Source organism: Psychrobacillus psychrotolerans (assembly GCF_900115805.1).
In the GTDB taxonomy this organism is placed as follows: Bacteria; Bacillota; Bacilli; order Bacillales_A; family Planococcaceae; genus Psychrobacillus; species Psychrobacillus psychrotolerans.
Window position 1 is genome coordinate 236,433 of record NZ_FOXU01000002.1, and the last position, 12,081, is coordinate 248,513.

At 37.2% G+C, this 12,081-nt stretch carries 10 protein-coding genes and 1 pseudogene; 9 read left to right on the plus strand and 2 right to left on the minus strand.

All coding sequences use genetic code 11. The annotated features are described in order from the left end of the window. The first annotated feature begins 29 nt into the window (after positions 1-29). The 7 genes from BM260_RS06225 to BM260_RS06255 are packed head-to-tail and all read left to right on the plus strand — an operon-like array spanning position 30 to position 7,727. A complete protein-coding gene (locus BM260_RS06225) occupies positions 30-1,160 on the plus strand; it encodes an HpcH/HpaI aldolase/citrate lyase family protein (protein WP_093536177.1) in 1,131 nt (376 codons plus the stop codon). Beyond that, positions 1,117-2,469 carry a phosphoribosyltransferase domain-containing protein gene (locus BM260_RS06230; RefSeq protein ID WP_245762649.1) on the plus strand — a complete coding sequence of 451 codons (1,353 nt, stop codon included), beginning with the start codon at positions 1,117-1,119 and terminating at the stop codon, positions 2,467-2,469. The genes BM260_RS06225 and BM260_RS06230 overlap by 44 nt, the downstream gene beginning before the upstream one ends. Continuing rightward, the gene (locus tag BM260_RS06235; RefSeq protein ID WP_093536179.1) at positions 2,469-3,584 is read left to right on the plus strand and encodes a cysteine protease StiP family protein; all 1,116 of its coding nucleotides are present in this window, start codon (positions 2,469-2,471) and stop codon (positions 3,582-3,584) included. Before BM260_RS06230 ends, BM260_RS06235 begins: the two co-directional genes overlap by 1 nt. Continuing rightward, positions 3,581-4,387, plus strand: coding sequence for an HAD family hydrolase (locus BM260_RS06240; RefSeq protein WP_093536181.1), 807 nt, complete (start codon positions 3,581-3,583; stop codon positions 4,385-4,387). Before BM260_RS06235 ends, BM260_RS06240 begins: the two co-directional genes overlap by 4 nt. 25 nt (positions 4,388-4,412) lie before the next feature. Then, positions 4,413-6,026, plus strand: coding sequence for a YceG family protein (locus BM260_RS06245; RefSeq protein WP_093536183.1), 1,614 nt, complete (start codon positions 4,413-4,415; stop codon positions 6,024-6,026). A 17-nt stretch (positions 6,027-6,043) separates the two neighbouring features. Continuing rightward, entirely contained in the window at positions 6,044-7,120 is a 1,077-nt protein-coding gene (locus BM260_RS06250; RefSeq protein WP_093536185.1) for a toxic anion resistance protein, read from the plus strand. Between the two features lie 28 nt (positions 7,121-7,148). Beyond that, entirely contained in the window at positions 7,149-7,727 is a 579-nt protein-coding gene (locus BM260_RS06255; protein WP_093536187.1) for a TerD family protein, read from the plus strand. 192 nt (positions 7,728-7,919) lie between these two features. On the opposite strand, the gene BM260_RS06260 is transcribed toward BM260_RS06255, so the two are convergent. Together BM260_RS06260 and BM260_RS06265 are read right to left on the minus strand one after the other, a co-directional pair. Continuing rightward, positions 7,920-9,170, minus strand: coding sequence for a cytochrome P450 (locus tag BM260_RS06260; RefSeq protein ID WP_093536189.1), 1,251 nt, complete (start codon positions 9,168-9,170; stop codon positions 7,920-7,922). A gap of 116 nt (positions 9,171-9,286) precedes the next feature. Continuing rightward, positions 9,287-9,608: pseudogene (locus tag BM260_RS06265) on the minus strand (four-helix bundle copper-binding protein). A gap of 411 nt (positions 9,609-10,019) precedes the next feature. On the opposite strand from BM260_RS06265, the gene BM260_RS06270 reads away from it, so the two are divergent. Further along, entirely contained in the window at positions 10,020-10,721 is a 702-nt protein-coding gene (locus BM260_RS06270) for a response regulator transcription factor (protein WP_175496215.1), read from the plus strand. Further along, complete coding sequence (locus tag BM260_RS06275; RefSeq protein WP_093536193.1) at positions 10,718-12,067, plus strand: sensor histidine kinase; 1,350 nt, start codon at positions 10,718-10,720, stop codon at positions 12,065-12,067. Before BM260_RS06270 ends, BM260_RS06275 begins: the two co-directional genes overlap by 4 nt. Positions 12,068-12,081: the final 14 nt, after the last annotated feature.

Here is a 12,081-nt window from a genome sequence, read left to right on the forward strand (position 1 = left end):
CCCCTTCTTCATTCTTAGGAGTGGAAAATATGAGACAATTCAGAGGGGTTAGTGAGAAAGAGATACGTCAATTCTTTCATATACCACCTAGCGACTTCTCCAGCAATATGGAGAGAAAAAAATTAGGGATGGCTATGGGAGCAGCTTTATACTTACCAGGTTCAATGCCCAATTTCACCTATAAACTATCGAATAATAATTTAAAGAACTTAACTAGCGCGATCATTTGTTTAGAAGATGCTGTTTCCGATTCAGAGCTTTTAGACGCAGAACTAAATGTTGTAAGTGAATTAAAGTCAATGGAACAGAAAGTACAAAATGGCTCACTAGATACACATGAGATTCCTCTCTTATTTATCCGAGTAAGAACCGTTCAACATTTAGACAAAATAGCTTCTTTACTAGGGAGTACCATTCGCTTTATTACAGGAATTGTCCTTCCAAAATGTACTGCTTCTAATGCAACAAACTTTTTTTTATGTCTACAAAGTTTAAACAATCAACACTCTATTCATTTATATGCACTACCTATTTTAGAAACAAAAGAAATTATTTACACGGAGACTAGAGAACAAGAACTTTCCAACCTATATACAGTTTTCAAGCAATTCGAGGAACTTATACTGACTATACGGGTTGGTGCGACGGATTTTACTAGCCTATTCAGTCTACGACGACCAGGAAACAGAACAATATATGAGTTGCTACTCATCACAAACTGTTTGACCGATATACTTAATAAATTCAATCGCAAAGAGGATAACTTTGTTGTTTCTGGTCCAGTTTATGAATACTTTGAATCTCAGGATTCTTTTCGTCTATTCAATGATCCAAATAGTATAGAGTCTATTCTCTGGGCTGAGGTTCAGCAAGACCTTTTAAATGGCTTTTACGGTAAAACCTGTATTCATCCTTCACAGGTTAATATTGTAAATAGTGGATATATAGTACCTAAAGAGTTATTTGAAGATGCGTGTTTAATCGTAGAAAATGAATCCAGAACAAACGGAGTTTTGCGAAGTTCTGCTAGAAACAAAATGAATGAGGTAAAACCTCACTATAGCTGGGCTAAGAAGATTATTGCCCAAGCAGAAATCTATGGGGTGTTAAAAGAACATGTTACATCACTCGACTTCCTTCAATACATTAAAAACTTATAATTTACACGGAGATTTGAAACTAGAAATCGACATTAAAGATAATCCATATAATTTCTCTCCGGAATCTCTTTTCCAAATGGCTGTGAGAATAAACAAAAAACGACAATTTTTATTCGTAAGTCGACTCCTTGGAAAACACTTAGCAGTGGATCCAGCCATTTCACTTGGAACAGGCACTATTTTGGCTTCTATGCTTATGGAGGATGAAGGTTTAGACGGTCATCCATTAGTAAATGAAATTATTCAGATGATTAATTCAGAAATTCCAAATCGACAACTGAGCTTGGACTCTCTCGCATATAAAACTGAATTACCAAACAAGACCGTATTCATTGGATTTGCTGAAACGGCAACTGGCCTTGGCCATGCAGTATTTCATCACTTTGAAAATGCTCATTACATCCATACTACTAGAGAAGAAATCCTACATATGGAACCTTCCTTTTACTTTGAAGAAGAACATTCCCATGCAACATCTCACAGTGTTTATGCACCTGAACAGACATTAAAGGAAGCAGAAACTATTGTGTTAATAGATGATGAAATAACGACTGGTCTTACACTGTCCAATTTAATCGTTGCGTTAAATGTCTCTTTTCCTGGTAAACGGTATAAAATCCTCTCTATTTTGGACTGGAGAACCGAAGTGCATCAACAAGATTTTATCCACCTCATGAACAAACATAATATTTCTGCAGAAGTTATTACTATTATGGGTGGTCAATTTAAACTGCTCAATGAAGCAACGATTGAAGAAAAAGAAATTCCCTTTTTAGATGATAAGCAATCACATACAGTGTTTGCTGATGAAGAATTAGCTTTAGAAATTACTTCTAAATATCAGAGTGAACATGGTAGCTACTGCAACTTCACGGGAAGATTTGGTTTAGCAAGTGATCTTCATGTAGAAATGGATGGTTGGATAGAAAGATTTATCAATAAGCTCCCGAATCTAGACAGGGATAAATCTACTTTAGTTATAGGTATTGGCGAAAACATCTATTTCCCACTTAGATTTGCACTCACCTTTGGTAATAACACTAAAGTACAAACTACGACACGAAGTCCAATCTTAGCAAAAACCGATGAATTATACCCTATCCAGCATAAGTGCAAATTTATTTTGCCGGATTCCAATGGTATTGATCAATATCTATATAATCTGTCCGAAACAAATTGGGAACAAATTATTGTTATTTCTGAATCAGTTCAGGACCCTGCTACTTGGTTCCCTCTTCTCTCCCATTTAGAGACGTTAGCACCTGTTTCATGGTTGTCTCTCACTATGCCAGTTAGAGGTGAAATATAATGGTTTTTAATACAGATGGATTGGTTAAATCGAGCTACCCTTCAGAAGATATAACTTTTTTACTGAAGGATTTATCAAATGTTCAAATTGAGTCTTCCGTAGAATCTAGAGAACAATTATTCCAAAGAGGTAGTCACTACTCCGAATCTTTACCTATTGAAAATCGACCGACATCTGAATATACAGAGCTATACCAACAAGCTTTGCATGATTCGGCAGATCATATCGCACAATTAGTAGGGGTTTTAAGTAGACGGGTTAGAAAATTTGCAGGTACAGATGACGTAGTAATCGTTTCCCTTGCAAGAGCAGGAAGTCCAATCGGGATTTTAATGAAACGATATGCGGAAAAGTATTTGAAACTTAAGTGGCCCCACTTTAGTATATCTATACTAAGAGGAAGAGGAATCGATGAGCAGGCTGTTCGCACTATTAGAGAGCTTCACCCAAAAAGTCATATACAATTCGTCGATGGTTGGACAGGGAAAGGCGCTATTCAAAATGAGCTAACAAAGTCCATTCAAAAGTTAAATGCAACCTATAACCTTAATTTAAATGATGACCTGGCGGTTTTAACAGACCCTGGCGAATGTGCTACCTTATTCGGTACTAGAGAAGACTTTCTAATCCCAAACGCTTGTTTGAACTCAACAGTCTCTGGATTAGTTAGTCGAACTGTACTAAATAATGCTTTTCAAGCAGCAGACGATTATCACGGAGCAAAGTATTACGCTAACTTGGAAGAAGTGGATGTATCCAATGAATTCATCGCTAATATCTCCAGTCGATTCCAAGAGCAAGAACTTACTATTAAAGAACTCAGCAAAGAGTTTCCCATTAAAAACGAACGAACTTGGAGAGGCATGCAAGAAGTAGAAGCGATTGCTCACAAGTTCTATAGAAATGCTGATATTAGTAAAGTAAAGCCAAGTGTAGGAGAAACGACTAGAGTGTTATTAAGAAGGAAGCCTTTTAAAATATTACTTAGTGATGATAAACACCCATCTCTACGTCATATCCTTCTATTATGTAAGGAAAAAAATATTCCTACAGAAATTGTACCTGGGCTTTTTTACCTTGCCATCGGACTGATAGAATCGGAGGATCGGCTATGACAATCCTATTTGCTAGTGATTTAGATCGAACACTTATATATAGTAAAAATTCACGTGGTCAAGAAGTTAGCGAACAAGATTTTACAGCTGTAGAATGGGTAGAAGAAAAAGCCACTGCATTTATGACCAATAAAGGGCTTCAGCTATTTAAGGATATTTCCCCCTCTATTACCTTTTTGCCCGTAACAACTAGAACAGCTGAACAATACAATCGAATTACTGGATTATTTCATACAGTAGAAAAACCCAAATATGCAATTGTATCCAACGGAGCAGTCATATTAGAGGACGGTAAACCCCTTAAAGAATGGTCAGATAAAGTTATTGCTCAAATGCAGCATAATCGTACCTCCATAGAAGACGTACTACCCCAACTCGATACCTATACAAAAAACAAATTTGTTCTTAAAGTGATGCAAGCAGAATCATGGTTTGTGTACTTAATTATTGATGAACAAGCATTTTCAATCGAAGATTTTGAAAGTCTTTCGCAAATCTTCTATCAGCAAGGTTTCACTCTTTCCCACCAGGGGAGAAAAGTATATATCATGCCAACCTGCATAAACAAATCTACAGCTCTTCAATTTGTAAAAGAGCGAATTGCTGCAAAAACAGTCATTGCCGCCGGAGATTCCATGCTCGACTTCGATATGGTTTTAAATGCCGATTATGGCTTTATCCCCTCTCACGGCGAAGCAATTCATAAAGGCGGACATCTCCCCTCTCACGTTTCTATAACAAATCATGCAGGGGTATTAGCTGGAGAAGAAATATTAAAAAAGGTAAGCGATTATTTGTTATAATATGTATGAATAGGAGGGAAAGCCCATGGTTAATTTAAATCCCATTAGGATGAAGTCGTGGGATTCATCTAATATAGGAGGATGGTTGAAAGATTCTTTAGGAGACTCTTCGCAAGTAACAGTGGACGGAGAGAACTTAACGTATCCTCAACTAGTTTGCCAATATATTGGCATGTCCCTAGATGAAGATGAATATTTCTCGATTCTGCATACACAAGTCAATGATTCCTTAGGAAAACTAAGCATTTTGACTGGTGCACTTAACAAAAAAATTTCTGCCGAGAAGTTAAGATCCCTCAATCAGTTATTTGACTTGCACAAAAAAGAAAAAGGACTCTCCCCCAATCGTATGGTCGCCTTTCTGGATGGTTATTCTTTACTACCAGATTCAAAAGATCCTGGTTTAAATAGACGAATTAAAACAGTTTTAATTGATTTATTGAAAAAGTTACAAAAAAGCTACACAGAAGGTACTCTCCATCATGAATATCGTCGGATAACTACAGATCTTGTGAAATGGATATCCAATCATGTAGAGCCTGCACTAAAAGAAATAGATTTCGTACAGGGGATGCCAGCTTTTCTTTGGTATGGTACTGCAACCCCTAGTGAAAAATGGTTTCTTACATATTTAGCTGACTTTGGATTCCATGTGGTTATTTTCAACCCAACTAACGAGCCTTGGCCAAAAACCTTACTCTCCATTGAGGATGACCTAAGTTATCGTTTTCCAAAGGTTTCTCAAGATGTTAAACTATTGCCAGTAGAGATGCCAAAAATTGCAGGAACCGTTGCATTTAAAGCAACTCAAGAGATTAACGAGCTATTACATCATGATGATTCGGGTCTTTACAAGCCATTCCAATTTAAATCGTATTCCATCAATTCTATCCGTTTGAAAACAACTGAAGATGAAGCTTTCTTAATATCTAAAGAAAGAGCAATGATTCGTCCCCATTTCCAGGTTAGTAACCAACAAGTTACAATTCCTGTAGTTTTCGCGAAACTGTTAGGAATAGACAAAAATAGAAAACGTTTTTGGAATAATGTTCACTCGTTAACAGAACGAGATGATACGCATGTTATTCGTCAGTTCCCTTTCACGAAGGAACAAAAAACCAATCAGCTTTTCCATTACCGAGATGCATTAAAAGCAGATGGTATGTTAGATCCTGAGAAAATGAAAGCTGCCAATTGGTGGACATACGACAAACTTCCACTTGGCACGCAAACCGCCATTGGAGAGACTATCGCCAAACATGTGAACGAACCAATACTTAATCGACAGTCCAATGAAACAACGGAAGACTTGCAATTATATGCTTTTGCTCAATCCATGGTACTACCTGATTTTGTTATCCGGCTATTACAAACATTCGATTATCCTCAATTTGTGCCTACTATATTCATCTACAATGAGGAGAAAGGTCCTGAACTTTCCAGATCTGACGCCAACGCCTTATGTATGATGCATCATTTAGGGCTAGATATTATTATCGTAAATCCGAAAGGACATCTTGATATCGAAAAATGGGTTCAGGAAGGTACCTTTGATATACACTGGATGGACGACCGAAGTTTTAACGATCCTTTTAAGGAGCCAAGTGTAGTTCATAAAATTTTCAAGAAGTTTCTATAGAAATAGGGGGAAAAAATATGGAATTACAAAAGTTAGAAATTGAACAACAAGAACAAATGATGGAAGAAAGTAATGATTTAAAAGCCAAGTTGAAACGTGACCCACAAGTATTACAGCTTGTTGCAAAAATAGACCCTAAAAATCAGATTGGACTATTAGAATTCGGTCGTGAGCCGGCAGATGAAATCTCCAAATTTACAGGACAAATTTTAAGCACGATTAAGTCTAGTAGTATGGAAGAATCTAGTGAACTTTTAAAACAACTCGGCAAAATTATGGATAAGTTCGACAAAAAAGATTTTGTTCAAAAGCCCTCTCTTTTCGGTAAAATCTTTAAACAAGGCGAGAAAATAATCGAAAAGCTATTCAACAAGTATCAAACAATGGGCGGCGAAATCGATAAGGTATTTGTTGAGATAACGAAGTATGAGACAGAAATGAAAAAATCTACTGTAACACTAGAGGACTTGTACGACAAAAATTTCAACTATTTTATGGAATTGGAAAAGTATATTGTAGCTGGAGAATTAAAAGTAAACCAATTAAGACAGTTGGTGCCTAACCTACAGCAAAAAGCTGAAAATGGTGATCAGCTAGTATTAATGGAACTGAATTCTTTACAAAATGCAATTGAACTTCTAGATCAACGTATTTATGATTTGGAAATGGCTAAACAGGTCTCCTATCAATCAGCACCACAGATTAGAATGCTTCAGCGAGGCAATACGAAGCTGATCGGCAAGATAAATTCAGCATTCGTAACAACTATACCAATTTTTAAAACAGGACTTATTAATGCCATTTCTGCGAAAAGACAAAATCTAGTGGCCCAATCTATGAGTGAGCTAGATCGTAGAACAAATGAAATGTTACTTCGTAATGCTAATGATATATCCAAGCAAAGTGTGGATATCGCTAGAATGTCCGGGCAGCCTAGTATTAAAATCGAAACAATTGAGCAAACATGGGATACTATTATGCGTGGGATGAACGAAACTAAAGCAATCGAAGAAGAAAATCGTAAAATGAGAGAAGAAGGTCGTCTTCGCCTAGAAGAATTACAAAAGAAGTATGAAAACGGACAAAGAAAATAACTTTAAAATTGGATGAGGGGGAAACAAAATGTCAGTTATTAACCTTTCAAAGGGACAAAAAATTGATTTAACGAAAACGAATCCAGGATTAACGAATGTCTTAGTTGGACTAGGCTGGGATACAAATAGATATAGTGGTGGAGAGGATTTCGACTTAGATGCTTCCGCGTTTATCGTAGACGGAAATGGTAAAGCCTTTAACGAAAAAAGCTTTATCTTTTATAATAACCTCCAAAGTGAAGAAGGTTCAGTTATCCACACTGGGGATAACCGTACTGGGGACGGTGACGGGGACGATGAGCAACTACTAGTTAAACTACCACTTGTTCCTAGTATTGTGCAAAAAGTCGTTTTTACTGTAACTATTCATGATGCAGACCAACGCAAACAAAATTTCGGCCAAGTTTCAAACGCTTTTATACGAATTGTCAATGAAGATACGAACGAAGAAATTGTTCGCTATGACCTAGGTGAAGACTTTTCAATTGAAACAGCACTTGTCGTAGGAGAAATATATCGCCACAATAATGAGTGGAAATTCAATGCAATTGGAAGCGGATTCCAAGGCGGCTTAGCATCACTAATTAATGAATTTGGTTTGAGCTAATATTTCCAGTAATCTTCCATTGGTTCCCGAGTGTATATTAAACACTCGGGATTTTTTTATAACAAAGTATCTTTTTACCTGTTACTAAGAGGATCACTATGGAAATAAGTATGTCCAGAGCATTCTCGAAAATATAAAATTAGGTTTAAGAACGAGTGTTTGTTAGCCCGTTTTTTATAGAGCGCGATTACTTCATTTTACTCGAACACTTTTCATGATAATCCCGCTTTTGGGGATACTAGGCATACTAACTAGGCTATAACTCAAATCTTGTTCTGGAAGTTGGTAAGTTAGATGATTAACTAAATAATTTAGGGATACTTCCATTATTTCAATAGTCACAAATTCCCCTGCACAACGGTGTCCCATCATATAATCTCCCCCACCTTGCGGTATAAAATCGAATGGGCTTTTATCCCATCCAGAAAACCGATATGGATTAAATACATCTGGATTTTCCCACAATTCTGCATCATGATTTGTTCCATACAAGTCAAGTAACGTCAATGTTCCTTCCTTAAATGAATACCCTTCCCAAACAAAGTTTTTTCTAACTTTAGCTGCAGCCATCGGAAAGAATGGATAAAAACGTCTTACTTCTTGAACAAACATTTGAAAATACTGAGCACCTGCTGTTTCCAGTTTTTCTTTTTGTTCTGGGTAATGGTGAATTGCTAATGCAGTAAAGTTAATATAAATGGCAATTGCCACAATTGGCCTTAATATGTTTGCTACCTCAACAGCAGCAACTTTTTCATCTAACCATTTACCTTCTAAGTCTTTGTGCAAAGAGATTTCACGTAGAGCAGTACCTTCGGGCGGATTAAGACTTCCATCGCGAACTTGTTTAACTAACCCACCTAACCACTGTTCTATCTGTTTACGGGCATGTCTTCCCTTCCAATGCTGAGGGCCAAGAGCGGTTGGAGATTCAAATAAGGCAGCTAGCTGTTCCGCTTTTTCTTTAAATTCCTCTTCTTTAATCGAGACTCCTCCCCATTCACATGCTACTCTACACATGATTTCTTTTGCCTCATCATATAAGATGATCTGTTCCACTTGCTCCCATTTCTTTGCAGCAAGTTGCCATTGTACTTCAGTAATCTCATGTAATACTTCAAGGCGGCCCTTTGTCATCAATGACATAAACATCGACTTACGATGTCGATGTGTTTCATCATCTAATGTTTGTACCCCTTCTTCGCCAAACAGTGTCTTTTGCAAACGTTTCGGTGCTACACCATTTCTCATAAATTTTTCTTCATCATAAAATAATTCTGCTGCTTTTTCTCCACTCATACAAATTGCACTTTGTCCCAATAATCGTGTTTCAAATATGTTGGAAGCGAAACTTTTCTTTCTATTTGGAATGTACATATATCCTTCTCTTAACAAACTCAGACTGTGGTCCATTCCTTCTTCACGTGGAAAACTATTATTCATGACCAATCATCCTCTCTTCTAGAACTTTCCTCCTCATCTTTTCCCTATTGGACCTGATTAAAACTTATACATATAAAAACCCCTCCGTTTGAAGCGGAAGGGGTTGAATACTATGTTTATGCAGTCATTTGACGACAAGCTTCAGCACATGTTCGGCAAGCCTCTGCACAGCTTTTACAATGTTCATGGTCGTGTTTTGCACACTCTTCTTGCACAATCCTCACAAATTTTAGCACATAGAGTACAAATCTCCTGGACGAATGGGCTATTACGAGTCATTGCCTGAACAGCATAACTGCAAATATCCGCACATTCGCGATCTAGCTTAATACAATCCACCATCATTTGTACGTGATCTTCACCTAGGCAGGCTTGAAAACAATTATTACATGCCTCTAAAGACTCCTGGCATGCCTTGATGCACTCTTCATAAGACATTTGCAAAATAATTCTCCTCACTTTCCATAGACTTATTCTTAACTAATTATTCCCTTAAACTTTGGGTCTAAACTGTTTATAGATAGATGAAAACTTATAATTACATAAGTGCAAATGATGAATAGGCAACAATTCATTTAAGCTTTTGGCCTATATATGAACCTGCTTGTACTGCTTCCCTCCATGGAACACGGATGGCAAAAACCAATGGGAAGAAAATAAACCATAAAACCCTTCAGGTGATTGAAACCAAACACCTATTACCCAAGTAAACCATTAAGCAACGATAAAGATAAAAAGTGAAAAGCTATTCATACTTCTAGTTTAAGGATGCGCAATCCCTTACGTTCTCACTAGTCAACCATTATTGATATAATGGGATTACATAAATATTCGAAAGGTGGGATTATTTTGTCTAAAGAATCTATTCTAATTGTAGAAGATGAAGAAAAAATTGTTAGGCTACTCGAAATTGAATTAGAATATGAAGGCTATGAAACAGGTAAGGCATTGGATGGAATTGAAGCTTTTGAAATGTTCCTTTCCCAAAAATGGGATTTGATATTATTAGATATAATGTTGCCAGGTATGAGCGGAATTGAATTACTTCGACGCATTCGAGGGAAAAATTCATCTGTCCCAATTATATTATTGACGGCCAAGGACTCTATTGAGGACAAGGTTTCCGGTCTTGACCTTGGTGCCAGTGACTACATAACAAAACCTTTTAGAATGGAAGAATTACTTGCTAGAATACGTGCTGTGCTTAGGATGAGCCAAGCAACACCCGCTTCAAGTCCGCTTGATGAAGAGTGGCTTCAAGTTAGTGATTTACGATTAAATGATAAAACAAGGGAAGTTATTAGAAATGATTTAAACGTCAGTTTGACACCAAAGGAATATGATTTACTTCTATATTTATTGAAAAACCAAAGACAAGTGTTAGAACGTGGACAAATTCTAGAGGCTGTCTGGGGCTATGACTATTATGGTGATACAAAAATCGTCGACGTTTATATCCGATATTTGCGTAAAAAAATTGATACAGATTTTGATGCTTCACTCATTCATACAGTTAGAGGCGTAGGATATGTCCTGAAGGAAGCCACATGAAGCTACGCAATAAAATAAACTTATACACGTCGGTATTATTTATCGTGCTGCTCCTAATTATGAACACTTCTATCTATTTTGTGTTCAGTCATTTGATAAAAGAAAATGAACTCGAGCGTACGCACGCCGAGGTTGAAAGGGTCGTCACCGATATTAGAGGTGCAGTTGACCGTATTGCGCCGAGAGAGCTTTTACGCGCTAACGTACCCGTAGACGGAATGATTCAATTGTTAAAAGAGGATTTAACAAGTGATGGTAAATTCACCTCCCCTACTGAAGAAAAACTAGGTGCGCGGGTAAGTAGCTTTTACACAGGAGAAGTTAGTAAGTTGATAACGTATGAGGGTTCACCGTATGTTTTCGTATCAGTACCTATTGTTTGGATTGACGGGTCCGTCGTGAATATACAAGTGACAACAAGCATAGCTGCTACTAATGAGATGATCCACCTCTTAGCTATTATTTTAATCGTTGTTACAGTTATCGCAATTGTACCGACCCTTATTTCTAGCCGAATTTTAAGCAATTTAATTATTCAACCTATCCGTACAATGATTAACACAATGAAGGAAATTCAAAAAAGTGGCCAATTTCAGCAACTGAAGTTAGAGGATACTAACGAAGGTGAGCTAGTCGAGATGGGTAAAACGTTCAATCACATGATGGAGTTGCTCCAAACGAACTACGAAAAGCAGGAGCAATTTGTCTCCAATGCATCTCATGAACTTCGGACTCCCCTAACTATTATCGAAAATTATGCAGACTTACTGAAGCGTCGAGGTTTAGAACGTCCTGACTTATTTGAAGAATCCATTGATGCTATCCACTCTGAAGCTATACGAATGCGAGAAATGACAGAACAGCTATTGTCGATAGCAAAGCAGGAGCCATGGAATATTCAATTAGAGCAGATTAATATTACCCAGCTTGTCCAAGAGACAGTAACCACGTTCCAAACTACTTATCAGCGAGAAGTAGAGATGGAAGGTAACCATCAAACAGTCGGTTACACAGATATTCAAAAACTAAAGCAATTACTGTTTATCTTCTTAGACAATGCACGTAAATACAGTGATGGTAAGATTACTGTTCGTATAGGTCAAACAGATAAAGATTTGACTATTCAAATTCAGGATAGAGGAGTTGGCATTCCTTATGAGGATTTACCTAAAGTGTTTGATCGATTTTATCGCGTTGATCAGGCACGAAGTCGTAAGCAAGGTGGTTCCGGTCTCGGCTTAACTATGGCAAAAGATATTACCGATGCACTCGGTGCCCGAATTGAAATAAACAGTAAAGAAAAACAAGGAACAACTGTGACGCTGTTTCTGCCAAAAGAAAAATAGCTGCTCTCCCCAAA